The organism is Variovorax sp., assembly GCF_965279555.1.
Taxonomy (GTDB): Bacteria; Pseudomonadota; Gammaproteobacteria; order Burkholderiales; family Burkholderiaceae_C; genus Variovorax.
Window position 1 is genome coordinate 1,231,540 of sequence record NZ_OZ257247.1, and the last position, 24,663, is coordinate 1,256,202.

At 66.2% G+C, this 24,663-nt stretch carries 27 protein-coding genes; 13 read left to right on the forward strand and 14 right to left on the reverse strand.

Annotated features, from left to right (window positions below; all coding sequences use genetic code 11):
* Nucleotides 1–26: 26 nt before the first annotated feature.
* From ACQY8B_RS06100 to ACQY8B_RS06125, 6 genes are all read right to left on the reverse strand, one after another.
* Complete coding sequence (locus ACQY8B_RS06100) at nucleotides 27–698, reverse strand: AAA family ATPase (RefSeq protein WP_422085862.1); 672 nt, start codon at nucleotides 696–698, stop codon at nucleotides 27–29.
* A complete protein-coding gene (gene pnuC / locus ACQY8B_RS06105; RefSeq protein ID WP_422089160.1) occupies nucleotides 695–1,315 on the reverse strand; it encodes a nicotinamide riboside transporter PnuC in 621 nt (206 codons plus the stop codon). The genes ACQY8B_RS06100 and pnuC overlap by 4 nt, the downstream gene beginning before the upstream one ends.
* 284 nt (nucleotides 1,316–1,599) lie before the next feature.
* Nucleotides 1,600–1,878, reverse strand: coding sequence for a cell division protein FtsB (gene ftsB / locus ACQY8B_RS06110; RefSeq protein ID WP_422085863.1), 279 nt, complete (start codon nucleotides 1,876–1,878; stop codon nucleotides 1,600–1,602).
* 19 nt (nucleotides 1,879–1,897) lie between these two features.
* Entirely contained in the window at nucleotides 1,898–3,181 is a 1,284-nt protein-coding gene (gene eno / locus ACQY8B_RS06115) for a phosphopyruvate hydratase (RefSeq protein ID WP_081267222.1), read from the reverse strand.
* A 55-nt stretch (nucleotides 3,182–3,236) separates the two neighbouring features.
* Nucleotides 3,237–3,527: a DUF1330 domain-containing protein gene (locus ACQY8B_RS06120; protein WP_081267221.1), complete on the reverse strand. Its 291-nt coding sequence runs from the start codon at nucleotides 3,525–3,527 to the stop codon at nucleotides 3,237–3,239.
* Nucleotides 3,524–5,206 carry a CTP synthase gene (locus ACQY8B_RS06125; RefSeq protein WP_422085864.1) on the reverse strand — a complete coding sequence of 561 codons (1,683 nt, stop codon included), beginning with the start codon at nucleotides 5,204–5,206 and terminating at the stop codon, nucleotides 3,524–3,526. Before ACQY8B_RS06125 ends, ACQY8B_RS06120 begins: the two co-directional genes overlap by 4 nt.
* A gap of 124 nt (nucleotides 5,207–5,330) precedes the next feature.
* Here ACQY8B_RS06125 and coaBC point away from each other — a divergent pair, with 124 nt between their 5' ends.
* The 4 genes from coaBC (at nucleotide 5,331) to ACQY8B_RS06145 (ending at nucleotide 8,169) form a co-directional block, all read left to right on the forward strand.
* Nucleotides 5,331–6,554 (forward strand): bifunctional phosphopantothenoylcysteine decarboxylase/phosphopantothenate--cysteine ligase CoaBC, encoded by a 1,224-nt coding sequence (coaBC, locus tag ACQY8B_RS06130; RefSeq protein ID WP_422085865.1) that lies wholly within the window; start codon nucleotides 5,331–5,333, stop codon nucleotides 6,552–6,554.
* A complete protein-coding gene (locus ACQY8B_RS06135) occupies nucleotides 6,554–7,048 on the forward strand; it encodes a hypothetical protein (RefSeq protein WP_422085866.1) in 495 nt (164 codons plus the stop codon). The genes coaBC and ACQY8B_RS06135 overlap by 1 nt, the downstream gene beginning before the upstream one ends.
* A 2-nt stretch (nucleotides 7,049–7,050) precedes the next feature.
* Nucleotides 7,051–7,497 carry a dUTP diphosphatase gene (gene dut, locus ACQY8B_RS06140; protein WP_422085867.1) on the forward strand — a complete coding sequence of 149 codons (447 nt, stop codon included), beginning with the start codon at nucleotides 7,051–7,053 and terminating at the stop codon, nucleotides 7,495–7,497.
* A 171-nt stretch (nucleotides 7,498–7,668) separates the two neighbouring features.
* Entirely contained in the window at nucleotides 7,669–8,169 is a 501-nt protein-coding gene (locus ACQY8B_RS06145) for a glycine zipper 2TM domain-containing protein (RefSeq protein ID WP_422085868.1), read from the forward strand.
* Nucleotides 8,170–8,247: 78 nt separating this feature from the next.
* Here ACQY8B_RS06145 and ACQY8B_RS06150 read toward each other — a convergent pair whose 3' ends face one another.
* Entirely contained in the window at nucleotides 8,248–8,772 is a 525-nt protein-coding gene (locus ACQY8B_RS06150; RefSeq protein ID WP_422085869.1) for an FKBP-type peptidyl-prolyl cis-trans isomerase, read from the reverse strand.
* Between the two features lie 14 nt (nucleotides 8,773–8,786).
* Between ACQY8B_RS06150 and ACQY8B_RS06155 the strand changes: the two genes are divergently transcribed.
* From ACQY8B_RS06155 to ACQY8B_RS06165, 3 genes are all read left to right on the forward strand, one after another.
* Nucleotides 8,787–9,929 carry a JmjC domain-containing protein gene (locus ACQY8B_RS06155; protein ID WP_422085870.1) on the forward strand — a complete coding sequence of 381 codons (1,143 nt, stop codon included), beginning with the start codon at nucleotides 8,787–8,789 and terminating at the stop codon, nucleotides 9,927–9,929.
* Entirely contained in the window at nucleotides 9,926–10,426 is a 501-nt protein-coding gene (locus tag ACQY8B_RS06160) for a hypothetical protein (protein WP_422085871.1), read from the forward strand. Before ACQY8B_RS06155 ends, ACQY8B_RS06160 begins: the two co-directional genes overlap by 4 nt.
* A gap of 94 nt (nucleotides 10,427–10,520) precedes the next feature.
* Complete coding sequence (locus tag ACQY8B_RS06165) at nucleotides 10,521–10,799, forward strand: hypothetical protein (RefSeq protein WP_422085872.1); 279 nt, start codon at nucleotides 10,521–10,523, stop codon at nucleotides 10,797–10,799.
* An 86-nt stretch (nucleotides 10,800–10,885) separates the two neighbouring features.
* On the opposite strand, the gene ACQY8B_RS06170 is transcribed toward ACQY8B_RS06165, so the two are convergent.
* The 6 genes from ACQY8B_RS06170 to ACQY8B_RS06195 all read right to left on the reverse strand — a co-directional run bounded on the left by ACQY8B_RS06170 (nucleotide 10,886) and on the right by ACQY8B_RS06195 (nucleotide 15,857).
* Complete coding sequence (locus ACQY8B_RS06170) at nucleotides 10,886–11,662, reverse strand: MBL fold metallo-hydrolase (protein WP_422085873.1); 777 nt, start codon at nucleotides 11,660–11,662, stop codon at nucleotides 10,886–10,888.
* 5 nt (nucleotides 11,663–11,667) lie between these two features.
* Nucleotides 11,668–12,759, reverse strand: a complete 1,092-nt coding sequence (gene bamC / locus ACQY8B_RS06175) for an outer membrane protein assembly factor BamC (protein ID WP_422085874.1) — start codon at nucleotides 12,757–12,759, stop codon at nucleotides 11,668–11,670.
* Nucleotides 12,760–12,902: 143 nt separating this feature from the next.
* Nucleotides 12,903–13,751, reverse strand: coding sequence for a 4-hydroxy-tetrahydrodipicolinate synthase (gene dapA / locus ACQY8B_RS06180; RefSeq protein WP_422089161.1), 849 nt, complete (start codon nucleotides 13,749–13,751; stop codon nucleotides 12,903–12,905).
* Between the two features lie 120 nt (nucleotides 13,752–13,871).
* Nucleotides 13,872–14,441: a class I SAM-dependent methyltransferase gene (locus tag ACQY8B_RS06185; protein WP_422085875.1), complete on the reverse strand. Its 570-nt coding sequence runs from the start codon at nucleotides 14,439–14,441 to the stop codon at nucleotides 13,872–13,874.
* A gap of 33 nt (nucleotides 14,442–14,474) precedes the next feature.
* On the reverse strand, nucleotides 14,475–14,603 hold the full coding sequence (locus tag ACQY8B_RS06190) for a hypothetical protein (RefSeq protein WP_422085876.1): 129 nt from the start codon (nucleotides 14,601–14,603) through the stop codon (nucleotides 14,475–14,477).
* A 30-nt stretch (nucleotides 14,604–14,633) separates the two neighbouring features.
* The gene (locus ACQY8B_RS06195; RefSeq protein WP_422085877.1) at nucleotides 14,634–15,857 is read right to left on the reverse strand and encodes an MFS transporter; all 1,224 of its coding nucleotides are present in this window, start codon (nucleotides 15,855–15,857) and stop codon (nucleotides 14,634–14,636) included.
* Between the two features lie 158 nt (nucleotides 15,858–16,015).
* Between ACQY8B_RS06195 and ACQY8B_RS06200 the strand changes: the two genes are divergently transcribed.
* The 6 genes from ACQY8B_RS06200 to ACQY8B_RS06225 all read left to right on the forward strand — a co-directional run bounded on the left by ACQY8B_RS06200 (nucleotide 16,016) and on the right by ACQY8B_RS06225 (nucleotide 23,151).
* The gene (locus tag ACQY8B_RS06200; protein ID WP_422085878.1) at nucleotides 16,016–18,013 is read left to right on the forward strand and encodes a DNA topoisomerase IV subunit B; all 1,998 of its coding nucleotides are present in this window, start codon (nucleotides 16,016–16,018) and stop codon (nucleotides 18,011–18,013) included.
* Nucleotides 18,014–18,024: 11 nt separating this feature from the next.
* Complete coding sequence (locus ACQY8B_RS06205) at nucleotides 18,025–18,927, forward strand: lytic transglycosylase domain-containing protein (protein ID WP_422085879.1); 903 nt, start codon at nucleotides 18,025–18,027, stop codon at nucleotides 18,925–18,927.
* A 44-nt stretch (nucleotides 18,928–18,971) separates the two neighbouring features.
* Nucleotides 18,972–21,374, forward strand: a complete 2,403-nt coding sequence (gene parC / locus ACQY8B_RS06210; protein WP_422085880.1) for a DNA topoisomerase IV subunit A — start codon at nucleotides 18,972–18,974, stop codon at nucleotides 21,372–21,374.
* The gene (locus ACQY8B_RS06215) at nucleotides 21,374–21,565 is read left to right on the forward strand and encodes a hypothetical protein (protein WP_422085881.1); all 192 of its coding nucleotides are present in this window, start codon (nucleotides 21,374–21,376) and stop codon (nucleotides 21,563–21,565) included. Before parC ends, ACQY8B_RS06215 begins: the two co-directional genes overlap by 1 nt.
* Nucleotides 21,566–21,637: 72 nt before the next feature.
* A complete protein-coding gene (locus ACQY8B_RS06220) occupies nucleotides 21,638–22,609 on the forward strand; it encodes a hypothetical protein (RefSeq protein WP_422085882.1) in 972 nt (323 codons plus the stop codon).
* Complete coding sequence (locus tag ACQY8B_RS06225; protein WP_422085883.1) at nucleotides 22,606–23,151, forward strand: hypothetical protein; 546 nt, start codon at nucleotides 22,606–22,608, stop codon at nucleotides 23,149–23,151. The genes ACQY8B_RS06220 and ACQY8B_RS06225 overlap by 4 nt, the downstream gene beginning before the upstream one ends.
* 17 nt (nucleotides 23,152–23,168) lie before the next feature.
* Here ACQY8B_RS06225 and ACQY8B_RS06230 read toward each other — a convergent pair whose 3' ends face one another.
* The gene (locus tag ACQY8B_RS06230; RefSeq protein WP_422085884.1) at nucleotides 23,169–24,290 is read right to left on the reverse strand and encodes an MBL fold metallo-hydrolase; all 1,122 of its coding nucleotides are present in this window, start codon (nucleotides 24,288–24,290) and stop codon (nucleotides 23,169–23,171) included.
* Nucleotides 24,291–24,663 lie beyond the last annotated feature (373 nt).

A 24,663-nucleotide genomic window follows, 5' to 3' on the forward strand; every position in this document is an offset into this window, starting at 1 on the left:
TGAAGGGGATGGTGCGCGCCGCTCGCTTATTCGCGGCGCCCGATCAGGTCGCTGAAGAGCTTATGTTCGCACTCCGGGTCGGAGCATTTCTCGCAAGGCCATGACCACGAGGCGGGCTTGGCTTCGAGCCGGCCGCGTGCGCGGGTGCGTCCTTCGTTGCCCGCGATCGAGTTGATCGCGTTCCAGGCGTTGGCAAGGCGTTCGCCGCCGCTGCCATGCACCACGGCGAACGAGAGCCTCGCGCCGATGAGTGCGGCGCGCACCAGCGTGTCGGTCGGCTGCTGCGCATGCGGGCCGTCGCGCATGTCGTCGGCCACCCAGGGCAGGTCGAGCGCGGTGAGCAGCGTGATGGCGTAGCGCCGCTGTGCGGCCAGCGCGCCTTCGTAGAGCGAGGTGTCTGCGAAAAGCTGCTCGCTGTAGACCGCCGTCATGAGCGCAGTGGTGTCGGCCACCACCACGCCCGACGCGGCGGCAACGCCGATGCGGCGGGTCTGCTCATCGGCAATGGCCTGCTGCTCGTCGGGGCGCGGCGTGCGGCCCTCGCGCTCGCACCATTCGCGCAGGTATTCGCCCACGAGCGTCACCGGTGTGCCGCGATCCTGCAGGCGCTGCGCGATGGCACGCGCCAGCTCGGTCTTGCCGGTGCTTTCGGCGCCCAGCAGCGCGATGACGCAGCCGGTCGGCAGGGTGGGCGTCATGCGCGTGCCGCCTGTGGCAGGCGTTGCCGCCATGCCAGGTAGCCGGCCACGCTGAGGGCGGCGAATACCGCATACAGCCCGACCGTGAGCCACAGGCCCTTGTGGATGAACAGGCCCACGCTGACCACGTTCACCGCCAGCCAGACCAGCCAGTTCTCGATGAACTTGCGCCCGAGCAGGAACTGCCCGACCAGGCTCAGCCCGGTGGCGAAGCCGTCCCACCAGGGCACGTCGGTGTCGGTGAAGCGGCGCAGGAAGAGGGCGACCGCCGGCCACGCCAATGCGCAGGCGGCCAGAGTGAGTGCAATGCCGCGCGGCGAAAGCCGGCTGACATGCAAGGCGCTCCCGTCGGCCCGATGGCCGCGCAGCCACTGGGCCCAGCCCCACAGGGCGACGAAAGCGAAGAAAACCTGGAGCGAAGCGTCGCCGTAGATGCGCGCCTTGGCGAAGACGGCTACATAAAGCAGCGAACTGACGATGGCCAGCGGCCATCCCCAGTGAATCTCGCGCATGTTGCAGCCGACCATGGCGAGCGCAAGGAGCGCGGCAACAAGCTCGAGCCAGCTGACGGGAGAGCCCCAGAGCAGAAATGCGGGGGCCGAGAGAAGCTCGAGAATCAAGTTCACCCCCAGGCTACGCGCACTTCGTGTCGCTTCGCCAACCCCCTGCCGGGGGCAATACCAGCGGCGCGGCGAAGCCGGTTCCGCGGTATTTCGCGCTCATGCAAAAAACTGTGCTGAATCAAGATGCCAAGGACTCGTCCGACAGGCTGCCGCTGCCTGGGCTGAGGGCGCAGTCTTTTCGTGAGACACCGCGGAACCGGCTTTGCCGGGCCGCCGGTGTCGCCCCCTGGAAAGAGGTTGGCGAAGCAACACGAAGTGCGCGAAGACTGGGGGTCATCCTAGTGTGCGATCTGGACGAACACTTCATTCGGCTTCACCATGCCAAGTTCCGCCCGCGCGCGTTCCTCGACCATTTCGAGGCCTTCCTTGAGGTCGTTGACCTCCGAGGTCAGGCGCTCGTTGTTCAGCGTGGCCTTGGCGTTGGCTTCCTTCTGGTCGGCCAGCTTGGTCCGCAGCTGCGCCACGTCGCGCACGCTGCCGCGCCCGTTCCACAGCTGCCACTGCAGGACGCCCAGCAGAAGCAGCAGGATGATCGGTGGAACGAAGCGGGCGCGCATGCGCGAGGCGTCCCGTGCGTTACTTCAGGTTGTAGAACGCGCCGCGGCCCGGGTACACGGCGATGTCGCCGAGGTCTTCTTCGATGCGCAGCAGCTGGTTGTACTTGGCGATGCGGTCCGAGCGCGACAGCGAGCCGGTCTTGATCTGGCCGGCATTGGTGCCCACCGCGATGTCGGCGATGGTGCTGTCTTCGGTTTCGCCCGAGCGGTGCGAGATCACGGCCGTGTAGCCCGCGCGCTTGGCCATTTCGATGGCGGCGAAGGTCTCGGTCAGCGTGCCGATCTGGTTGATCTTGATGAGGATCGAGTTGGCGATGCCCTTGTCGATGCCCTCTTGCAGGATCTTGGTGTTGGTGACGAACAGGTCGTCGCCCACCAGCTGCACGCGCTTGCCCAGGCGTTCGGTCAGGTGCTTCCAGCCGTCCCAGTCGCCCTCGTGCATGCCGTCTTCGATGCTGATGATCGGGTACTTGTCGACCCAGGTCGCGAGCATGTCGGTCCAGCTTTCGGACGTGAGCGAGAGGTTTTCGCCCGACAGCACGTACTTGCCGTCCTTGTAGAACTCGCTGGCCGCGCAATCGAGGCCCAGGGCGATCTGCTCGCCTGCGGTGTAGCCTGCCTTGTCGATGGCTTCCAGGATCAGCTGGATGGCCGCTTCATGGCTCTCGACGCTGGGGGCGAAGCCGCCTTCGTCGCCCACCGCCGTGCTGATGCCGCGGTCGCCCAGGATCTTCTTGAGCGCATGGAACACTTCGGCGCCGTAGCGCACGGCCTCGCGGAAGCTCTTGGCGCCCACGGGGATGATCATGAACTCCTGCAGGTCGAGGCTGTTGTTGGCGTGCGCGCCGCCGTTGATGACGTTCATCATCGGCACCGGCAGCTGCATGCCGCCCATGCCGCCGAAGTAGCGGTACAGCGGCAGGCCGGACTCTTCGGCCGCGGCGCGGGCCACGGCCATCGACACGGCGAGGGTGGCGTTGGCGCCCAGGCGGCCCTTGTTGTCGGTGCCGTCGAGGTCGATCATCGTGCGATCGAGGAAGGCCTGTTCGCTGGCGTCCAGGCCGAGCACGGCTTCCGAGATCTCGGTGTTGATGTTCTCCACGGCCTTGAGCACGCCCTTGCCCAGGTAGCGGCTCTTGTCGCCGTCACGCAGCTCGATGGCTTCGCGCGAACCGGTCGACGCGCCCGAGGGCACGGCCGCACGGCCCATGGTGCCCGACTCCAGCAGCACGTCGCATTCGACGGTGGGGTTGCCTCGGCTGTCGAGAATCTCGCGGCCGACGATGTCAACGATTGCACTCATCTTTTGTCTTTCTCTTTCGGTTCTCTTTGGCGGATGAATAAATGGGGCAGGGGGCTCAGAGGCCCTCGACGGCGATCATGTTCATGATCGCGGCGCCGGCACGCGCTTCGCGGGCCTTGAGGTATTCGGGCGTGTCGTAGAAGGCCTTGGCCTTCTCGAAGCTGGCGAACTTGAGGATCACGACGCGCGTGGGCTTCCAGTCGCCTTCCAGCGGCTGGACCTGGCCGCCGCGCACGCACACCTCGGCGCCGTGCGCCTGCATGGCGGCGCTCGACCACTTCTTGTATTCCTCGTACTGCGTCGGGTTGGTCACCTCGACGTGGGCGATGACGTATCCGCTGCTCATGCCACAGCCTTCAGCGTCTTGTTGGTGCTGCCCGCGCCCTTTTCCTTGTGTTCGAGCGCCGCCTTGATGAAGGCGTTGAACAGCGGATGGCCGCCCCATGGGGTCGACTTGAACTCGGGGTGAAACTGCACGCCCATGAACCAGGGGTGCACGTCCTGCGGCAGCTCGACGATCTCGGTCAGGTGCTCGCGCTGCGTGAGCGCCGAGATCACGAGGCCGGCCTTGCGCAGCTCGTCGAGGTAGTTGACGTTGGCTTCGTAGCGGTGGCGGTGGCGCTCGGTGACCACGTCGCCGTAGATGCTGTGGGCCAGCGTGCCGGGCGAGACGTCGGAGCTCTGCGCACCCAGGCGCATGGTGCCGCCGAGGTCGGACTTCTCGTCGCGCGTCTTCACGGTGCCGTCGGCGTCCTTCCACTCGGTGATCAGCGCGATCACGGGGGTGGGCGTCTCGGGGTCGAACTCGGTGCTGTTGGCGTTCTTCAGGCCGGCCACGTGGCGGGCGTATTCGATAGTGGCGACCTGCATGCCCAGGCAGATGCCGAGGTAGGGCACCTTGCCTTCGCGGGCGAAGCGGGCGGCCGAGATCTTGCCTTCCACGCCGCGCTGGCCGAAGCCGCCGGGCACCAGGATGGCGTCGTACTTGGCCAGGCGCGACACGTCCTGCGCCGTGATGGTCTCGGAGTCGATGTAGTCGATCTTCACGCGGGCATGGTTCTTCATGCCGGCATGGCGCAGGGCTTCGTTCAGCGACTTGTAGCTGTCCGACAGGTCGACGTACTTGCCGACCATGGCAATCGACACTTCCTTTTGCGGATGCTCGACCTCGTAGACCAGGTCGTCCCAGCGCTGCAGCTTGGCGGGCGGGGTGTTGATGCGCAGCTTGTCGCAGATCAGGCCGTCCAGGCCCTGCTCGTGCAGCATGCGGGGCACCTTGTAGATGGTGTCCACGTCCCACATCGAGATGACGCCCCATTCGGGCACGTTCGAGAACAGCGAGATCTTGGCGCGCTCGTCGTCGGGGATCGGGCGATCGGCGCGGCACAGCAGGGCGTCGGCCTGGATGCCGATTTCGCGCAGCTTCTGCGCGGTGTGCTGCGTGGGCTTGGTCTTGAGTTCGCCGGCGGCGGCGATCCAGGGCACGTAGCTCAGGTGCACGAAGGCCGAGTTGTTCGGGCCCATGCGCAGGCTCATCTGGCGCACGGCCTCGAGGAAGGGCAGCGATTCGATGTCGCCCACGGTGCCGCCGATTTCGACGATGGCCACGTCCACCTCGTGCGCCGTGCCGATGCCGGCGCCGCGCTTGATGTATTCCTGGATTTCGTTGGTGATGTGCGGGATCACCTGCACCGTCTTGCCGAGGTAGTCGCCGCGGCGTTCCTTCTCGAGCACGGTCTTGTAGATCTGGCCGGTCGTGAAGTTGTTGGCCTTGCGCATCCGCGTGTTGATGAAGCGCTCGTAGTGGCCGAGGTCGAGGTCCGTCTCGGCGCCGTCATCGGTGACGAACACTTCACCATGCTGGAAGGGCGACATCGTGCCGGGGTCGACATTGATGTACGGATCGAGCTTGATGAGGGTGACTTGGAGGCCGCGCGATTCGAGGATCGCGGCGAGCGAGGCGGAGGCGATTCCCTTGCCAAGGGAAGATACGACACCACCGGTGACGAAGACAAATTTGGTCATGCCAGTTCCGGACTTTGCAATCCGGGCAGTGGGAAATTGCGATTATAGGTGTGCCCTTCGCGGCACCTTCCGGCCAAGGGCTTGTCGGGGCTTGGCCGATGACATGTGAGCAACAATACGCCCCATGCAAGATCTCGCCGGCAAACACATCGTCCTCGGTCTCACGGGCGGCATCGCCTGCTACAAGTCGGCCGAGCTGTGCCGGCTGTTCGTCAAGGCGGGCGCGACCGTCCAGGTCGTCATGACCGAGGCGGCCGAGCAGTTCATCACGCCCGTGACCATGCAGGCGCTCTCGGGGCGCACGGTCTACACCTCGCAATGGGACACCCGCGAGCCCAACAACATGCCGCACATCAACCTGAGCCGCGAGGCCGATGCGATCGTGCTGGCGCCCTGCAGCGCCGACTTCATCGCGCGGCTGGTGCAGGGCCGTTCCGACGACCTGCTGAGCCTGATGTGCCTGGCCCGGCCCATGGACCGCATTCCGCTGCTGATCGCGCCGGCCATGAACCGCGAGATGTGGGGCCATCCGGCCACGCAGCGCAACCTGATGCAGGTGGCGGCCGACGGCGCCACGGTGCTGGGCGTGGGCAACGGCTGGCAGGCCTGCGGCGAAACCGGCGACGGGCGCATGCTCGAACCCGCTCAGCTGCTCGAGGACATCACGGCCTTTTTCAGCCCCAAGCTGCTGGCGGGGCAGAAAGTGCTGGTCACGGCGGGGCCGACCTTCGAGTCGCTCGACCCGATCCGTGGCATCACCAACCATTCGTCCGGCAAGATGGGTTTTGCCATTGCCCGCGCGGCCCGCGAAGCGGGCGCCGAGGTCACGCTGGTGGCCGGACCGGTCCACCTGCCCACGCCGCGCGGCGTCACGCGCGTCGACGTGCTGTCGGCGCAGGACATGCTCGAAGCCACCACCCGCGCTGCGGAGTTTGCTAGTGTTTTCATAGCAACAGCCGCCGTGGCCGATTGGCGCCCGGCCACGCAGAGCGACCAGAAGATCAAGAAAGACGGCAGCGGCAAGACCCCGGTGCTGGAGTTCGTCGAGAACGCCGACATCCTGCTGACCGTCGCGCGAAGCGAGCGCGCCCGGTCGAAGAAGCTCTTCTGCGTGGGCTTCGCGGCTGAAAGCGAAAACCTCGCGGCCCACGCCAAGGCCAAGCGCGAGCGCAAGGGCATTCCGCTGCTGGTCGGGAACATCGGCCCGCTGACCTTCGGGCAGGACGACAACGCGCTGCTGCTGGTCGACGCCAACGGCGTGCGCGAACTGCCGCGCGCGCCCAAGCTCACGCTGGCCCGCGAACTGATGACCGAAATCGCCGCACGACTTCCCGACTGGAGGGTCTGATGAACCTGAATCCCCAATGGAACACGCCGCCCAATGGCGACTTCGCGCGTTACGTGGAACGGCTGTCGGCCCAGGCCGCATTGCCAAGGCGCGCGCCCAAAGAGGGCGAGCCGGGGCTCGACGTCGGCATGACCCAGCCTCCCGGCCAGCAGGGCCCGGGTGCGCAGAAGGCCCAGGGCCCCGTCACGGCCGCCATGCAACGGCAGCAGCAACAGCAAGAACTGCCCAACGGCGAAGTACCCAAGGCCCAGCCTGGTGCGTTCGATCCGAAGGTGCTCAAGGTGATGGGCGCGGTCGGCGCGCTGGTGTTCCTCGTCCTGTGGGCTTCGGGCGTGCCTTTCGGCGTGCTCGTGCTCCTGCTGGGCGTGGCCCTGTGGTTCGGCAAGAAATTGAAGGGCGTGAAGTTCACCCCCGGTGTCGCCAAGTGGCAGCTGCTGCTGGAAGAGGCGAACCGCAAGCAAAGAGAACAGCAACAGAAGCAAGGCAGCAATTAAAAGTGAAAGTAGACGTCCGTATCCTCGATCCGCGCATGGCGGATCAATTGCCCGCGTATGCCACCCCCGGCAGCGCCGGCCTCGACCTGCGGGCCTGCCTCGATGCCCCCATCACGCTGGAGCCCAACGGCTGGCAGCTGGTGGGCACCGGCATCGCAATCCACCTGGCCGACCCGGCCTACGCGGCGCTGATCCTTCCGCGCTCGGGGCTGGGCCACAAGCACGGCATCGTGCTGGGCAACCTCGTCGGCCTGATCGACAGCGACTACCAGGGCGAACTGAAGATCAGCGCCTGGAACCGCAGTGACACGCCCTTCGTGCTGAACCCGATGGAGCGGCTCGCGCAGCTGGTGATCGTGCCCGTGGTGCAGGCGCAGTTTCGGGTGGTCACAGAATTTGCACCTACGCAACGCGGCGAGGGCGGCTACGGCTCCACGGGCAAACATTGAGCGAATCCTGAGGGGAGCCTGAGTTTCCGGGCGGTAAAGAACGGAACCCGGGCAGCCCCCGTTGCCTCGAAGGTTTCAACGTGTGTTTTGCGTCATCGCGGCAACGGCTGCGGCGTTAGACACACGCAGGCGCATTGTTCGTGCGCCGTTCTATCTGAGGAGCCTCTCAACATGAAGATTTCAATGCGCTTCGTTTCCGTTACCGCTTCCGTGCTGGCCGTGGCCACGCTCACGGCGTGCGTGGCGCCGGCGCCTGTCTACCAGACCTCGCGCTACCCCTACCAGGCACCGCCGCAGGCCATCCAGTACCGCGAAGCCTCCTATGTCGAATACGGCCATGTGGCCAACATCGAGGTGCTGCGCAGCGAAACGGCCGGCACCGGCACCTCGGGCGGCGGCGCAGTGGCCGGCGGCGTCATCGGCGGCGTGGTGGGCAACCAGTTCGGGCGCGGCAATGGCCGTGCCGCGGCCACCGCGCTCGGCATCGTGGGCGGCGCCCTGCTGGGCAACAGCATCGAGGCCCAGCAGAACGGCCCCCGTGTATACGAGACCTATCGCGTGTCAGTGCAGACCGACCGTGGCGGCTACCGCGCGTTCGACGTGCAGAGCCCCGGCGACCTGCGCATCGGCGACCGCGTGCGCATCGACAACGGCCAGATCTCGCGCATGTGACCCATCCACTCCCCGACTCGTCGGGGCACGAAAAAGCCGGGCAATGCCCGGCTTTTTCTTGGGCGCCATCGGCCGTCGTCAGTGCAGCGTCTCGTTGCCCGGCGCCATCGGCGCGACCTTGAAGAAACCCGTGCCCGCAGTGCCGCGTCCGACTTCTTCTTCCGTTGCCTCGCGCACCGAACGCACCGTGATGTCGAGCCGGATCGCGATGCCGGCCAGCGGATGGTTGCCGTCGAGCACCAGGTGGTCGGGGTAGATCTCGGCCACGGTGTAGATCGTGTCCTTCGGAATGTCGGCGTTCACGCCCTTGGGCAGCGCCGAGCCGTCGAAGGTCATGCCTTCTTCCGTGCCTTCGGGGAAGAGCGAGCGGGGCTCCAGGAAGAGCAGTTGGTCGTCGAAGTCGCCGAAGCCTTGCTCGGGCTCGATCTGCAGTTGCACTCGGGCGCCGGGCTCATGGCCCTGCAGGGCCGCCTCGATCACGTCGAAGAGATCGTCGCCGCCCACCATGAATTCCACCGGCTCTTCGAGCACGTCCAGCACGTCGCCGAGCGTGTCTTTCATCGTCCAGGTCAAGCCGACCACGCATTGTTCAGAGATTTCCATTGCAGAATTCTCCCATGGAGATTAATCAACCGCTGCCGTTGCTCGGCGGCCTGAGTGCCGCGCAGTTCATGCGGCGGTATTGGCAGAAAAAGCCCTTGCTGGTTCGCCAGGCCATTCCCGCCATGGTGCCACCGATCGAGCGCAATGCGCTGTTCGCGCTGGCCGAAAAGGAAGAAGTCGAGTCCCGCCTGATCCGGCAAGGCAAGGCCGGCTGGTCGCTCAAGCACGGCCCGCTGCCGCGCCGTGCCTTGCCGCCGCTCAAGCAGCCAGCCTGGACGCTGCTGGTGCAGGGCGTCGACCTGCACCACGAGGGCGTGCACGAACTGTTGCGGCAGTTTCGCTTTTTGCCGGATGCCCGCCTCGACGACCTGATGATCAGCTACGCGAGCGACACCGGCGGCGTCGGCGCGCATTTCGACAGCTACGACGTGTTCCTGCTGCAGGCGCAGGGCCGGCGCCGCTGGTCCATCGGCAAGCAGAGCGACCTGCGGCTGCAGCCCGGCGTGCCGCTCAAGATCCTCGAGAACTTCGAACCCGAGCAGACCTTCGTGCTCGAGCCCGGCGACATGCTGTACCTGCCGCCACGCTATGCGCATGACGGCGTGGCCGTGGGCGACGACTGCATGACCTGCTCGATCGGCCTGCGTTCGTCCGCATTGGGCGAGCTTGGCGCCGACCTGCTCGCGCGAATGGCGCAGGCCTATTCGGAAGACCTGGAAGACGCCGGACCCACTGAACTGGCGCGCTACCGCGACCCGACGCAGCCGGCCGTCGACAACCCCGCGCAGATGCCCGCCGCATTGCAGGGCTTCGCGCGCAAGGCCGTGGAAGCTGCGCTGCGCGATGCCGACGCCGTCGATCGCGCGCTCGGCGAGTCGCTCACCGAGCCCAAGGCCAACGTGTGGTTCGGCGAGGGCAGCCAGGCGCCCGACAACATGCAGCGCGTGGCGCTGGACCGTCGCACGCGCATGCTCTACGACACGCGGCACATCTACATCAACGGCGAGAGCTTTCGTGCCGGCGGGGCCGACGCCACGCTGATGCGCCGCCTTGCCGACCAGCGCGCGCTGGGCCCTCGCGAGCTGAGCCGCGCCAGCGAAGGCGCGCTCGCGCTGCTCGCCGATTGGTCCGAAGCAGGCTGGCTCCATGCCGAATGAATGACGAGGCCGCACAACCGCTGAGCGAAGGGCGCTTCGACGGCCGCGAGGCCTTCGATGCGATCCTGCGCACGGCGCTGTCCGCTGCCGCGCGCGAGGGCTGGAGAGAGATCGTCTTCAGCGACCCCGACTTCGCCGACTGGCCGCTAGGCGAGCGCGCGAGCATCGAGGCACTGCAGGCATGGTCGGCCAGCGGGCGCCGCTTCGTGCTGCTCGCGCAGCGCTTCGACATTCTTGAGCGAGGCCACGCGCGCTTCGTACCGTGGCGCCGCATGTGGGACCACATCATCGAATGCCGCACGACCGGCAAGGCTGCGGGCTGCGAAGTGCCCAGCGCCATCTGGACGCCCACATGGTTCGTGCATCGCATCGACCCTGAGCGCAGCCGCGGCGTGAGCGGTACCGATGCACGCGCGCGCCGTGCGCTGCGCGAGTCGATCGACGAGTGCTGGCGCGTCGCGCGGCCCGCGTTTCCTGCCTCCACGCTGGGCTTGTAAGCCAATGCCGCGAATGCGGCTGCCAGACACATTCGAGGCGGTATGCAGGTCTAGAATTTTTTCGTTCCAGACCTTCATTGTCAAAGGAGATTCCATGAAGAAGTCATCGTCCGTCCTGATCGCCTCGCTCATCGCCGCTGCCGCGCTCGTCGCCTGCGGAAAGAAGGAGGATGCAGCGCCGGCTGTCGTGACGCCGCCTCCTGCGCCCGTGACCGAGCCCGCGCCCGCTGCTCCTGCGCCCGCGCCTGCCACCACGCCTGATTCGAGTACCTCGTCCGCTACGCCGGCGCCTGGTGCTTCGTCTGCGCTCGATGCCGCGAACGCAGCCACCGAGGCTGCGAAGAAGAACAACGAAGCGCCGAAGCAGCAATGAGCAAGGGACTTGCGCCAGCGCGATAAAAAAACCGCCATGAGGCGGTTTTTTTTATTAGGGGAGAGTGAGCAAGGCCGCGCCCAGGCTCACACGTCGAGCCAGGGCGAGCCTTCTGCAGCGTCGGCGGTGAGCATCTCTGCCTCATCGCCGCCCAGTGCCTCGGCCATCAAGCGGCGCACGATCTCGGGCCGGTTGTTCTGCTCGCTCAGGTGCGCAGCGACCACATGGCGCAGGCCGCCGTGCAGCACCGCGCGTGCGATGTCCGCCGCAGCCGTGTTCGACAGGTGCCCGTAGTTGCCGCCCACACGGTGCTTGAGAAAGGCCGGGTAGGCCGAGCCCGCCAGCAGGTCGCTGTCGTGGTTGAACTCCAGCAGCAGTGCATGCACGCCGCTAAGCCGCGCGAGCACATGCGCTGTTGCATGGCCGAGATCGGTCAGCACGCCGAGGGTGCGATTGCCGTCGGTGCAGCGCAGTTGCAGCGGCTCGCGCGCGTCGTGGGGAACGGTGAAGGGCTGCACGCCGATGTCGCCCACCGCGAACTCGGCGTCGTCGCGCGCGATGTTCAGCAGGCCTTCGAAATCGCGCCCGCCGGTGGCTAACCATGTGCCTTCGCTCATCCATACGGGAATGCGGTTGCGCCGCGAGAGCGAATGGGCGCAGCCGATGTGGTCTCCGTGCTCGTGCGTGACGAAGACTGCATGGATGTCGCTGGCGGCAAGGCCTGCGCGGGCCAGCCGCAGGTCGAGCTGCTTGAGGCCGAAGCCGCAGTCGACCAACATGCGGGAGGTGCGGCCGCCGCTGGTCGCTTCGACCAGCGCGGCGTTGCCCGTGCTGCCGCTGCCGAGACTTCGGAAGCGGAGCATGCGGGTTACTTCAGGTCGTCGGCGATGACCTTGACGATGCGCTCGGCGTTGGCAGACGTTTCAGGCGCGCCGGCTTCGTTCATCACAACCACCGTGCTGCTCTCGCCCTGGCTCTTGACCGAGATGCGGAACTTCAGCGGTGACTCGTTCTTGCTCGACCCGCTGAACAGCTTGCCGAAGAAGCCGGGCTCCTTCTTGTCGGGGTTCGGCGGCACGTAGCGCACGAAGTACACGCCGGCGCTGCGGTCTCGGTCTTCCACTGTGAAGCCGGTGCGGTCGAGCGCCAGGCCCACGCGGCGCCATGCGCGGTCGAAGCCTTCGCTGATCTGCACGGCCGGCTGGTTGCCGATCTTGGTGATGGTGGCGGTGCGTGCCGGTGCCGTGGTGGCGGCCAGGATCTTCGACTTCTCTTCCGAGACGCCGAGCTTGACCATCAGGCGGCGCAGGAATTCGGTCTCGAGCTCAGGGTCGCTGGGGCGGGGCTGCCACACCGTCTGGTCCTGGCGGGAGTTGTTGTAGACCTCCTGCATGCCGCGATGGCTGATGAAGATCTCGGTGCCGTTGGGCGTGCGTTCCAGGCGGGTGCGGAAGCGGTCGAGTTCGCCGGTCGAGTAGACCGAGTCGACCAGCTTGCCCAGCGTGCCGCGGATGATGTCCTGCGGCAGCTTGGCGCGGTTCTCGGCCCAGTCGGTTTCCATGATGCCCAGGTTGCGCTGGTCGGTGGTCAGCAGGAAGCCGCTTTCCTGCCAGAAGTCGCGAACCGGCTCCCAGAGCTGGTCGGGCGTGCGGTTGACGACGATCCAGCGCTGCGTGCCCGAGCGCTCCATCTTGACGTCGCCGATGTTGCTCACGGCGGTGGGCACGCCCGGGGCGTTGGCAATGCCGGCCTGGTATGCGTTGGCGGTCACGGCGCCGCCGGGGATGGCGTAGCGGTTGTCGCGCGAGAGTTGGGAGAGGTCGGGAGGGACTTCGAGCGTCGGAGCCTTGCCGGCGCTCTTGTAGTCGATCTTGTCGCTCTCGAGGACGGAGCAGGCGGCGAGGCTGGCAACCAGGGTGGCCAGCAATGCATATCGCGAAATTTGCGAAAGGTTCTTCAACGTCGTCTTCCTTGTTGGAATGGTTCGGTCTATCTGTGGGCCGCAATGCCCGCCATCTCAGAGCATGGTTCGGGCAAAAGGTTGCTTAACCTTGTTGCGGCCAGGGAAAAAGCAGATCGCAGGTCGGAAATGGGTTGGGGGGCTCAGTTCTTGAGCAGGCCGGTGGCACGCAACGCGCCTTCGACCGCCGGACGGCTGGCTTCGCCCAGTTCGGTGAGCGGCAGCCGAAGCGCGCCGCCGCACAGGCCGAGCCTGGCCATGGCCCACTTGAGCGGGATCGGATTCGGCTCGACGAACAGGTTGCGGTGCAGCGGCATCAGTTCGAACTGGATCTGCATGGCGCGCTTGACGTCGCCTGCCAGCGCCGCGACGCACAGCTCGTGCATCTTGCGCGGCGCGATGTTGGCCGTGACGCTGATGTTGCCCTGGCCGCCGCACAGCATGAGTGCGACCGCGGTCGGGTCGTCGCCGGAGTAGACGGCGAAGTTCTTGGGCACGTCGCGGATGAGCCACTGGGCCCGCTCGATGTTGCCGGTGGCTTCCTTGATGCCGATGATGCCGGGCACCTGGGCCAGGCGCAGCACGGTGTCGTGCGCCATATCGGCGACGGTGCGGCCGGGCACGTTGTAAAGCACGATGGGCAGGTCGCCCACGGACTCGGCGATGGCCTTGAAGTGCTGGTACTGGCCCTCTTGCGTGGGCTTGTTGTAGTACGGCACGACCTGGAGCTGGGAGTCGGCGCCCACGCCCTTGGCGAACTTGGCGAGCTCGATGGCTTCCTTGGTGGAATTGGCACCGCAGCCGGCCATCACGGGGACGCGGCCCTTGGCCTGTTCGACCGAGACGCGGATGATTTCGCAGTGCTCTTCGACATCGACCGTCGGCGATTCGCCGGTGGTGCCGACCACGCCGAGGCAGTCGGTGCCTTCTTCGATGTGCCAGTCAATGAGCCGCCGCAGGGCGGGGTAATCGACACTGCCGTCGTCGTGCATCGGCGTGACGAGCGCGACGATGCTGCCTGTCAGTTGCTCCAAGGGGAATCTCTTTGTCGGTGGACGAAAGCGCCGATTCTACTTACTCCGGGGCCGGCGGAAACACGCCCCCCGACCCCCTCAGTTTCCCTTAAGGAGGCGGCGGGGCGGCTGGCCGGGGGCATTCCCGGCCTCGCGGACGGCGGCAATGCGCTGGACGAAGCGGGCCGGCTCGGGCTCGAAACCGTCTTCGTAGGCCACCACGCGCAGTCCGGTGCAGGCGGCGAGCAGCTCGCCGGGCTGCAGCAGGAAATCGGGCCGCGAGGGCTTGCCCACGGTCTCGTTGCCCGCGGCGAAGGTCTCGTAGAGCAGCACGCCGCCCGGCGCCACCGCGGCCGCGATGTCGGCCATGCGCGGCCGCCAGAGGTAGTGCGTGACGATCACGCCGCCGAAGGCCTGGCCGGCAAACGGCCACGGGCCCGATTCGATGTCGGCCTCGACCACGCTGCCGAAGGCGCCGGCCGCCGCCACGGCTTCGGGCGAACGGTCGACGCCCGTCACGGCGTGGCCGCGCCTGGCGAACCAGCACATGTGCCGCCCGGAGCCGCAGGCCACGTCGAGCACCGTGGCGCCGGGCGCGAGCAGGTGCGACCAGCGGACGATCCACTCGGAAGGCGCGCCCGTGCCGTGCGCCGTTGCTGCAACTTTCATGGCGGATCGGAGGAGAAGAGAAGAGAGGAAGCGTCAGAAGCAGGACCAGATCTGGTCCACCAGCGTCACGAGGAAGTCCGGATGCACGTACATCGCGAACACGCCGCCCAGCACTGCCAGCGCGGCCGCGAGCCAGCCGGCGTGGACAATGTGGTGGCGCATCCGTGGTGTCATGGCGCTCTTTATACGCAATCAGCCCGCCGCGCCCAATGGCCGGGGCGCCCGCGCGATGGCGTTTTCCTTCACCGGCAGGTTGATCAGCGCCGCGAACACGCCCAGCGCAATGGCGATGTACCAGACGACGTCGTAGCTGCCCGTGGTGTCGTACAGGTAGCCGCCCAGCCACACGCCCAGGAACGAGCCGACCTGGTGGCTCAGGAACACGAAGCCGCTGAGCATCGACAGATGCGCCACCCCGAAGATGCCCGCCACGATGGCGTTGGTCGCGGGCACGGTGGACAGCCACAGGAAGCCCATGGCCGCCGAGAACGCATACACGCTCATAGGCGAAATGGGCGCCAGCAGGAACAGCGCGATCGACACCGCCCGCGCGAAATAGATCGCCGCCAGGATCTTGCGCTTGGCCAGGGTCTGCCCCAGCAGCCCGACCGTGTAGGTGCCGAACACGTTGAACAGCCCGATCAGCGCCAGCGCATAGCCCGCCACGTCGGCCGGCAGGCTCTTGTCGCGCAGGTAGGTCGGCATGTGGATGCCGATGAACGCCAGCTGGAAGCCGCAGACGAAATACCCCGCCATCAGCAGCCCGAAACTGGGATAACGGAAAGCCTCGCCCACGGCCTGCAGCACCGACTGGTCGCGGTGGCCGGCCAGGGCTTCGGTCTTGGGCTCGCGCAGGCCGAATGCCAGCGGAATGATGACCAGAACCAGCACCGCCACCACGGCCAGAGCCGTCTGCCAGCCCAGGTGGCCGATCAGCCAGCCTTCCACCGGCGCCATCAGGAACTGCCCGAACGAGCCGGCCGCCGCCGCCACGCCCATGGCCCAGGACCGCCGCTCGGCCGGAATCTGCCGGCCGATCACGCCGTAGATCACGGCGTAGGTCGAGCCCGCCTGCGCGGCGCCGATCAGCACGCCGGCGCTCAGCGTGAACAGCAGCGGCGTCGGCGAATGCGCCATGCCGAACAGCCCCAGCGCATAGAACACCGAGCCGCCGATCAGCACCCTGAACGCGCCGAAGCGGTCGGCCAGCATGCCCGCGAACACGCCGAAGATGCCCCACGACAGGTTCTGCACCGCCAGCGCGAACGAAAAGGTGCCGCGGCTCCAGTCCTGCGCCTGCGTGATGGGCTGCAGCCAGAGGCCGAAGCCGTGGCGGATGCCCATGGAAAGCGTGACGATCATCGCCCCGCAGAAGAGGACTTGCTTGATCGAAAGAGTGCGGGCTGGCGTTTGCATGATGGCGTCGAATGTAGCGACCTGGCTGCTTTGGCAGGCGCCCCGATGGCCAAAGCCATTGATGATTTATCGGCGCCGTTTCGATGCGCGCTGGGCATCAAAGCGTCTCCTGTATGGGTATCCAGTTGTTTGGCGGCGACTGACTACAATCCGCCCCCATGGCGACTCCCCCCAAGACTCCCCCCAATTCTTCGTCCGCGTCTTCCGGCTACTCGGAAGGCTCCATCCGCGTGCTCAAGGGCCTGGAGCCCGTCAAGCAGCGCCCGGGCATGTACACCCGCACCGACAACCCGCTGCACATCATTCAGGAAGTGATCGACAACGCCGCCGACGAGGCGCTGGCGGGCCACGGCAAGAAGATCAAGGTCACGCTGCATGCCGACGGCTCGGTCAGCATCGAGGACGACGGCCGCGGCATTCCCTTCGGCCTGCACCCCGAAGAAAAAGCGCCCGTGGTCGAGCTGGTCTACACCCGGCTGCATGCCGGCGGCAAGTTCGACAAGGGCTCGGGCGGCGCCTACAGCTTCTCGGGCGGCCTGCACGGCGTGGGCGTGTCGGTGACCAACGCGCTGTCCAAGCGGCTCGAAGTGTCGACCCACCGCGAGGGCTCGGTCGCAAAGCTGGCCTTCAGCGGCGGCGACGTGATCGAACAGCTCGAGGTGCGCAAGCTCGAGGCCGGCGAACGCAAGCAGGGCACCACCGTGCGCGCCTGGCCAGACGCCAAGTACTTCGAGACCTCCGCGCTGCCCATGGGCGAACTCACGCACCTGCTGCGCAGCAAGGCCGTGCTGATGCCCGGCGTGAGCGTCACGCTCACGAACGAAAAGACCAAGGAAAGCCAGCAGTGGCTCTACAAGGGCGGCCTGAGCGACTACCTGATGCAGACGCTCAACGGCGACCCCGTCATTCCGCTGTTCGAAGGCGGCGGCCATGCCGACAAGAACGCCGACAACTTCGCCGAAGGCGAGGGCGCCGACTGGTGCGTGGCCTTCACCGAAGACGGCCAGCCGGTGCGCGAGAGCTACGTCAACCTGATTCCCACCAGCGCCGGCGGCACGCATGAAAGCGGCCTTCGCGACGGCCTGTTCACCGCTGTGAAGGGCTTCATCGAACTGCACTCGCTGCTGCCCAAGGGCGTGAAGCTGCTGCCAGAAGACGTGTTCGCGCGTGCCTCCTACGTGCTCAGCGCCAAGGTGCTCGACCCGCAGTTCCAGGGCCAGATCAAGGAACGCCTGAACTCGCGCGACGCCGTGCGCCTGGTGTCGAGCTTCGTGCGGCCCGCGCTCGAACTGTGGCTCAACCAGCACGTCGACTACGGCAAGAAGCTGGCCGAGCTCGCCATCAAGGCCGCGCAGACGCGCCAGCGCGCCGGCCAGAAGGTCGAGAAGCGCAAGGGCTCCGGCGTCGCCGTGCTGCCCGGCAAGCTCACCGACTGCGAGAGCAAGGACATCAGCCACAACGAAGTCTTCCTGGTCGAGGGCGACTCCGCCGGCGGCAGCGCCAAGATGGGCCGCGACAAGGAAAGCCAGGCCATCCTGCCGCTGCGCGGCAAGGTGCTCAACACCTGGGAAGTGGAGCGCGACCGCCTCTTCGCCAACACTGAAATCCACGACATCTCGGTGGCCGTGGGCGTCGACCCCCACGGCCCCAACGACACGCCCGACATGAGCGGCCTGCGCTACGGAAAGATCTGCATCCTGAGCGATGCCGACGTGGACGGCTCGCACATCCAGGTGCTGCTGCTCACGCTGTTCTTCCGCCATTTCCCCAAGCTCATCGAAGCCGGCCACGTGTATGTCGCAAAGCCGCCATTGTTCCGGGTGGATGCCCCCGCGCGCGGCAAGAAACCGGCCTCCAAGGTCTACGCGCTGGACGAGGGCGAACTGACCGCCACCCTCGACAAACTGCGTAAAGACGGCGTGCGCGAAGGCGCCTGGAGCATCAGCCGCTTCAAGGGACTGGGCGAAATGAGCGCGGAACAATTGTGGGAAACCACGCTCAATCCAGACACCCGCCGCCTTATGCAGGTCCAATTGGGCCGTTTCGACTTTACGTCCACCCAGGGCGAGATCACCAAGCTGATGGGCAAGGGCGAAGCGGCGGCGCGGCGCGAGCTCATGGAGTTGCGCGCCGACGACGTCGACATTGATGTCTGATCCCTCCACGTATGCCAGCTTTCAAGCGTTCGTTGCTCTTGGCCTTTCTGTTGCTCGTGCAGCAGGGGTTGGCGCACGCCGCTGATATCTACGGCTACATCGACAGCAAGGGCGTCGCGCATTTCGCCTCCGAGAAGATCGACGAGCGCTACCAGATCTTCTTTCGCGGCGGCCAGAGCTTCGATACCGCCAACGGCATCTCCCCGCTCGGGCGCGGCGCGCGCGGCATCGACGGCAAGGTGCCGCAGGCCTCGCAAACCCTGCTCGCCATGTTCGAGGCCTCGCCCGGCTACAAGACCGCCAAGGCCGCGCTGCGCGACGCATCGAGCAAGCACGCCATCGACTACGAACTGCTGCAGGCGCTGGTCGCCACCGAGTCGGGCTTCGATGCGCAGGCCGTGTCGCCCAAGGGCGCGATGGGCCTGATGCAGCTGATGCCCGCCACCGCGCAGCGCTATGGCGTGTCGGCGGACAAGCGCACCACCATCGAGAAGAAGCTGTTCGACCCGCGCATCAACATCGCCGCCGGTTCGCGCTACCTGCGCGACCTGATCGCCATGTTCCCGGGCCAGATCGAACTGGCCCTTGCCGCCTACAACGCGGGCGAGGGCGCCGTGCAGCGCGCTGGCAACAAGATCCCGAACTACAAGGAAACGCAGAACTACGTGCAGACCGTGCTGCAGCTCTATGCGTACCTGAAGCCCTCCGTCGCAACCGGTGGCGGCGTGCGCGGCGGCAAGACGCCGGGGCGCATCCGCATGGAGCTGACCGTGCCGCAGGGCGGTGCGATCAACCGGGGCAACATGCCGTCGGACACGCCGCGCAACATGCCGGCCATGCCCGACATTCCCGAGCCGCCAGCCACGCCGACCGGCGCGGCCGAGGCATCGCACGAGGCAATCAATCCGGGCTGAGCGCGCACGCACAGCCTGCAATCGTTTTTCTTTCTCTCTTCTTCATGGACTCCCAACCACCGCTCGATCTCCAGGGTCCCACCGACGGCGACACCACCCTCACCCTTGCCGACTACGCGCAGACCGCCTACCTCGAATACGCGCTCAGCGTGGTCAAGGGCCGCGCGCTGCCCGATGTGTCCGACGGCCAGAAGCCGGTGCAGCGGCGCATCCTGTATTCGATGTCGCGCATGGGCCTGGGCTTCGGCGGCACCAACGGCACCGTGGGCGCCAAGCCGGTCAAGAGCGCACGCGTGGTCGGCGACGTGCTCGGCCGTTTCCACCCGCACAGCGACCAGGCGGCCTACGACGCGCTGGTGCGCATGGCGCAAGATTTCTCGCAGCGCTATCCGCTGGTCGACGGACAGGGCAACTTCGGCAGCCGCGACGGCGACGGCGCGGCCGCCATGCGATACACCGAAGCGCGCCTGGCGCGCATCACCAGCCTGCTGCTCGACGAAATCGACGAGGGCACGGTCGACTTCATTCCCAACTACGACGGCAGCACTGAAGAACCTCGCCTGCTGCCTGCACGCCTGCCGTTCACGCTGCTCAATGGCGCCAGCGGCATCGCGGTGGGCCTGGCCACCGAGATCCCGAGCCACAACCTGCGCGAGACCGCCGACGCCTGCGTGGCGCTGATCAAGTCGAACGGCAAGCTCAGCGAGGAAGAACTCTTCGCCATCGTGCCCGGCCCCGACTACCCGGGCGGCGCGCAGATCATCAGCAACGCCAGCGACATCGCCGATGCCTACCGCACCGGCCGCGGCTCGCTCAAGGTGCGCGCGCGCTGGAAGATCGAAGAACTGGCGCGCGGCCAGTGGCAACTGGTGGTCAACGAGCTGCCGCCGGGCGTCAGCACGCAGAAGGTGCTCGAGGAAATCGAGGAAATCACCAACCCCAAGGTCAAGGCCGGCAAGAAGGCCCTTAGTGCCGACCAGACCCAGCTGAAGGCCGCGATGCTGTCGGTGCTCGACGTGGTGCGCGACGAGTCCAGCAAGGACGCCGCCGTGCGCCTGGTGTTCGAGCCCAAGACCTCGCGCATCAGCCAGGACGAGTTCATCACCACGCTGCTCGCGCAGACCTCGCTGGAGACCTCGTCGCCGATCAACCTCACGATGGTCGGCATCGACGGCAAGCCCACGCAGAAGTCGCTGCGCCAGATGCTCAACGAGTGGATCGCGTTCCGCGAGGTCACCGTCGAGAAGCGCTCGCGGCATCGCCTCAACAAGGTGCTGGACCGCATCCACATCCTCGAAGGCCGGCAGCTGGTGCTGCTGAACATCGACGAGGTGATCGCTATCATCCGGGCGGCGGAAGACCCGAAGGCGGCGCTCATCGCGCGCTTCAACCTCAGCGATCGCCAGGCCGAGGACATCCTTGAAATCCGGCTGCGCCAGCTTGCGCGGCTCGAAGCCATCAAGATCGAACAGGAACTGTCGGGCCTGCGCGACGAGCAGAAGAAGCTCGAAGACATCCTCGGCAGCCCCGCCGCGCTGCGCCGGCTGCTGGTGAAGGAAATCGAGGCCGACGCCAAGACCTTCGAAGACCCGCGCCGCACGCTCATCCAGGCCGAGAAGCGCGCCGTGGCCGAAGTGAAGGTGGTGGACGAGCCCGTCACCGTCATCGTGTCGCAGAAGGGCTGGGTCCGCGCGCAGAAGGGCTGGGCCAGCGAGAAGGCGGCCGCGAACGGCGGCAACGGAGCCTCGGCCCCCGAGTACAGCTTCAAGTCGGGCGACTCGCTCTACGGCGCCTTCGAATGCCGCAGCGTCGACACGCTGCTGGTGTTCGGCAGCGCCAAGGACAAGAGTGTGCGCGTGTACACCGTGCCCGTGGCTTCGCTGCCTGGCGCGCGCGGCGACGGCCAGCCCGTCACCACGCTCATCGAGCTGGACGCCGGCACGCACGTCACGCACTTCTTCGCCGGCCCGGTGGGCGCCAGCGTTCTGCTGGCCAATACCGGCGGCTACGGTTTCATCGCCACCGTCGAGAACATGATGTCGCGCCAGCGCGGCGGCAAGGCCTTCATCGACGTGGGCGAGGGTGAGCAGCTGTGCCGTCCGTCGCTGGTCGGCGGCGCGAGCGGCGCCGAGCCGATGCCGGCCGCCACGCACGTGGCCTGCGCCTCGACCGGCGGCCGCATCCTGACCTTCGACATCACCGAACTCAAGAGCCTGCCCAAGGGCGGTCGCGGCCTGACGCTGATCGACCTCGAGCCCAAGGACACCCTGGCCGGTGCGGCCGCCTACACGCGCAGCGTGAAGATCGAAGGCATCGGCCGCGGCGGCAAGGAACGCGAAGAGACCCTGGAGATCCGCACGCTCAACAACGCCCGCGGCAGCCGCGCGCGCAAGGGCAAGGCGGCCGACCTCGGCTTCAAGCCGTCGAGCATCGTGCGGGTGCAGTGATGGGCGGTATCGACGTCAGCGTCATCGGCATCTTCATTGCCGTGGTGACCGGCATTGGCAGCTATGTGCTGGGCAAGCGCATGCGCGAGAAGCGGGCCGCCAAGAAGCGCGAGAAGGACCGCATTGCTTCGCAGGCCGGTGAGAGCCGGCAGGTGCGCAGGGCGCGGGAGCGCAAGGAACGCGGCGAATAGCCATCCCCCAAAGTAGGGATGACGCCGCTTCCGGCGTGGAGGATGCTTGCTCCAAAACAGGAGGGCATCCAAATGATGAAGAGGCTGGAATCGTTTTTGGCCGGCAGGGTCTCGTGGCCCGCTGCCGTGCTGGCATCCGCGCTAATGCTGCTGGGAGGGTGCGGCAGTTTGCCTGACGCGAAGCCGTTCGCGGAAGCAACGGGCATTCTCTCTGCATCTGCCAAGGCTTCCGGGCAGGCCCTCAAGGATTCGATCCAGGGGGCGGCCGCGGTTCAGCAAGAAGACCAGAAAGCCTATGACGCTCTTGCCGATAAATTCGGAAAGGCATGGAAGTCCAGGGAGCTCGCCCTCAGGGGCGCAACCGACTACGCGAATGCGATGGTCGGCGTGGTTGCCGCGAGTGAAAAATCTGCCGAGACCGCTTCCAAGGTCGCTGATTCGCTCACTGGGCTGTCCACGGCGTTTGGTGTGCCGCTGGCGGCACCCGCTGTAGTCACGGCGACCGAGGTCGGCGCATTCGTCTGGAAGCGCGTGAGCATCGTCAGGGCATCAAATAGCCTGGAGCAGGCGCTCGAGCAGGCGCAGCCTGCAGTTGACCGCTTGGCGGCGCAGTTGATCGAAGACAGCAGGCGAGATCTGAATCCGATATTGATCGACTTGCGCGACAGCGTACGAGCCGGGATCAGCAAGCCGTATGACACCGATCAGAACTTGCTGCAGGAGTTCGAGTATGTCCAGGAAAACCTGCGGCGGCGAGCGCTGAAAGATGACCGCTATATAGGGGCGCTCCAGAAATTCGACATCGTGAAGCAGCCCCTGGATATGCGGTTGGCCGAGCGCGACCGAAAGCTGGAGCAGGCCGCGGTCGCCTATCGTGCCAGGGTGCAGTTGGTCAATGCAATGGCGCTCGCTGTTCAGAGCTGGGCCGACGCTCATCGCGATCTTGCGCGCGCGGTCAAGGAGAAGCGGAAGGTCTCCGTGTCCGAACTCATCGAGACCGCTGCGGAACTGCGTGAACTGACGAAGAAAGTGAGGGCGCTATGAACTGGCAGGATGCTCTGGATCAGATCAATCTGAACCCGCGATCGAATTCGAATCAACCACGGCCGGCCCTCGAGTGGCGCAATGCGCTGTACGCACTGCTGACTCTTGTCAGCGACGACATGTCGCTGGAGCAACGAACGGAGCTGGCGGGCCGGCTGGACACTTTCGTGGCCAACTCATGGGCGGTCGACGATTCCGAATCGATCATTCGCTTCGACGCAGTTGCAAGGAAATCTGCGCAGGCCCTTCGTATCGAGAATGTGAAAGCCCGCGTCGACTCGCTTGCGACGACGACAGCCGACTTCAACGCGGCCAATAAGCAGTTCGAGGCGATTTCCGCGCAATTGAAAAAACAGGCCTCCGATTTGCGCGCGGAGAAACTGCTGAATGCCATCGACGCCGTGAACGGAACGCTGAATTCTCTCCAGGCCCTTGCGAAGGCGGTGAAAGACGACGCGGTTGATGACGATACGGCCGCCATCGAGCAGGCACTGGACAGTGTGAAAAAGCTGCGCGCTGTGCTCGAAGGAATGAACAAGTAAACGGAAGCTGAGCGCCGCTAGCGCAGCCCCTGCCACCACCGCGTATTCGTCCGCGCCTGTCCCACCGTCACCACTTCGCCGATCACCGGCGTCGCCAGCTCGATCTTCTTCGCGGCCGTGAGGTCTGCGATGCGGTCCAGCGGGTCGTGCCAGGTGTGGAACGCGAGGTCGAAGGTGCTGTTGTGTACCGAGAAGAAGACCTTGCCGCGCAGGTCTTCGAAGGCCTGCACGCTTTGTTCGGGCGTCATGTGCACGGCGGGCCACATGGCGTCGTAGGCGCCGTTTTCCATCAGCGCGATGTCGAAGCCGCCGAAGCGCTCGCCGATCTGCTTGAAGCCGGGGAAGTAGCCGGAGTCGCCGCTGTAGAAGATGCGCTGGTCGCCGCTTTGCACCACCCATGAAGCCCAGAGCGTGCGGTCGCGGTCGCCGAGGGTGCGGCCTGAGAAGTGTTGCGCCGGCGTGGCCGTGAGCTTCACGCCGTCATGTTCGCTGTCTTGCCACCAGTCGAGTTCGGTCACGCGCTCGGCGGGCACGCCCATGACCACCAGCCGCGTGCGCACGCCCAGCGGCACGAAGTAGCGCTTCACGCCTTTCGACAGGTATTCGATGGTCGCGAGGTCGAGGTGGTCGTAGTGGTCGTGCGAAAGAATGACGCCCTCGATGGGCGGCAGTTGCTCGAGCGTGATCGGCGGCTTGTGAAAGCGCTTGGGGCCGGCCCATTGCACGGGCGACACGCGCTCGCTGAACACGGGGTCGATGAGCCAGTATTTGCCGCGCAGCTTGAGCAGGTGCGACGAGTGGCCGAGGCGCACGACGTGGTTGGTGCTGGTGTCGAGCGCATCGAGTGCGCTGCGTTCGAGGGTTCTCACCGGAATCGCGTCGACGGGCACGCTGTCGACCTTGCTGCCGACGATGAAGCGGGACCAGATGCGCCATGCGCTGGCCTGTTGGGGCAGGTCGGGGTTCGCCATGTTGTGGAAGCCGCCGTCGCGGAATTGGGGCGAGCTGTCGTAGCGCGTTTCGCCGCTTCCGGCGGCGCCGCACCCAGCGACGAAGGCGCAGCCGGCGGCCGCGAGTGCGGTGCCGCGGCGCAGCAGTTGAGGCAGGTAGGAGCCCTGCGAACCTGAATCGTCAGCCATGGGAGTGCCTTCTGGATTGTGTTTGTCGGATGGCGCGAGACTAGTCACTAAGCACGTTTCAATGGTTTCAGTCGTAGAAACATTTGGGGAGCGGGGGTATATCGCGGGCTCTTGTTTCGGGGCGCGTGCACAGGCCGCCGGGTACTCCCCTCCGCGAATGTCCCCCGCCCTTCGGGCTCCTCCTTTATTTCGCTGCGGGGAGCACCCGACGCCCTGTGCACGGGGCACGCTGTCGGTTTGCGGCCGATCAACCAGCGCTCTGTCGACGATCACGACGATGGGGTGCCTTGCGCAGCGAAATAAAGGAGGAGGGCGAAGCCCGGGGGACATTCGCGGAGCAAGGTACCCCGTCGGCGTGATCGCACCCCGAACA

Excerpts from the sequence above, each read along its gene's own strand:
- ACQY8B_RS06100 (WP_422085862.1), bottom strand. The coding sequence starts at position 698 with ATGACGCCCACCCTGCCGACCGGCTGCGTCATCGCGCTGCTGGGCGCC.
- ftsB (WP_422085863.1), bottom strand. The coding sequence starts at position 1,878 with ATGCGCGCCCGCTTCGTTCCACCGATCATCCTGCTGCTTCTGCTGGGC.
- eno (WP_081267222.1), bottom strand. The coding sequence starts at position 3,181 with ATGAGTGCAATCGTTGACATCGTCGGCCGCGAGATTCTCGACAGCCGA.
- ACQY8B_RS06120 (WP_081267221.1), bottom strand. The coding sequence starts at position 3,527 with ATGAGCAGCGGATACGTCATCGCCCACGTCGAGGTGACCAACCCGACG.
- ACQY8B_RS06125 (WP_422085864.1), bottom strand. The coding sequence starts at position 5,206 with ATGACCAAATTTGTCTTCGTCACCGGTGGTGTCGTATCTTCCCTTGGC.
- coaBC (WP_422085865.1), top strand. The coding sequence starts at position 5,331 with ATGCAAGATCTCGCCGGCAAACACATCGTCCTCGGTCTCACGGGCGGC.
- ACQY8B_RS06135 (WP_422085866.1), top strand. The coding sequence starts at position 6,554 with ATGAACCTGAATCCCCAATGGAACACGCCGCCCAATGGCGACTTCGCG.
- ACQY8B_RS06145 (WP_422085868.1), top strand. The coding sequence starts at position 7,669 with ATGAAGATTTCAATGCGCTTCGTTTCCGTTACCGCTTCCGTGCTGGCC.
- ACQY8B_RS06150 (WP_422085869.1), bottom strand. The coding sequence starts at position 8,772 with ATGGAAATCTCTGAACAATGCGTGGTCGGCTTGACCTGGACGATGAAA.
- ACQY8B_RS06155 (WP_422085870.1), top strand. The coding sequence starts at position 8,787 with ATGGAGATTAATCAACCGCTGCCGTTGCTCGGCGGCCTGAGTGCCGCG.
- ACQY8B_RS06160 (WP_422085871.1), top strand. The coding sequence starts at position 9,926 with ATGAATGACGAGGCCGCACAACCGCTGAGCGAAGGGCGCTTCGACGGC.
- ACQY8B_RS06165 (WP_422085872.1), top strand. The coding sequence starts at position 10,521 with ATGAAGAAGTCATCGTCCGTCCTGATCGCCTCGCTCATCGCCGCTGCC.
- ACQY8B_RS06170 (WP_422085873.1), bottom strand. The coding sequence starts at position 11,662 with ATGCTCCGCTTCCGAAGTCTCGGCAGCGGCAGCACGGGCAACGCCGCG.
- dapA (WP_422089161.1), bottom strand. The coding sequence starts at position 13,751 with ATGCACGACGACGGCAGTGTCGATTACCCCGCCCTGCGGCGGCTCATT.
- ACQY8B_RS06185 (WP_422085875.1), bottom strand. The coding sequence starts at position 14,441 with ATGAAAGTTGCAGCAACGGCGCACGGCACGGGCGCGCCTTCCGAGTGG.
- ACQY8B_RS06190 (WP_422085876.1), bottom strand. The coding sequence starts at position 14,603 with ATGCGCCACCACATTGTCCACGCCGGCTGGCTCGCGGCCGCGCTGGCA.
- ACQY8B_RS06195 (WP_422085877.1), bottom strand. The coding sequence starts at position 15,857 with ATGCAAACGCCAGCCCGCACTCTTTCGATCAAGCAAGTCCTCTTCTGC.
- ACQY8B_RS06200 (WP_422085878.1), top strand. The coding sequence starts at position 16,016 with ATGGCGACTCCCCCCAAGACTCCCCCCAATTCTTCGTCCGCGTCTTCC.
- ACQY8B_RS06205 (WP_422085879.1), top strand. The coding sequence starts at position 18,025 with ATGCCAGCTTTCAAGCGTTCGTTGCTCTTGGCCTTTCTGTTGCTCGTG.
- parC (WP_422085880.1), top strand. The coding sequence starts at position 18,972 with ATGGACTCCCAACCACCGCTCGATCTCCAGGGTCCCACCGACGGCGAC.
- ACQY8B_RS06215 (WP_422085881.1), top strand. The coding sequence starts at position 21,374 with ATGGGCGGTATCGACGTCAGCGTCATCGGCATCTTCATTGCCGTGGTG.
- ACQY8B_RS06220 (WP_422085882.1), top strand. The coding sequence starts at position 21,638 with ATGATGAAGAGGCTGGAATCGTTTTTGGCCGGCAGGGTCTCGTGGCCC.
- ACQY8B_RS06225 (WP_422085883.1), top strand. The coding sequence starts at position 22,606 with ATGAACTGGCAGGATGCTCTGGATCAGATCAATCTGAACCCGCGATCG.
- ACQY8B_RS06230 (WP_422085884.1), bottom strand. The coding sequence starts at position 24,290 with ATGGCTGACGATTCAGGTTCGCAGGGCTCCTACCTGCCTCAACTGCTG.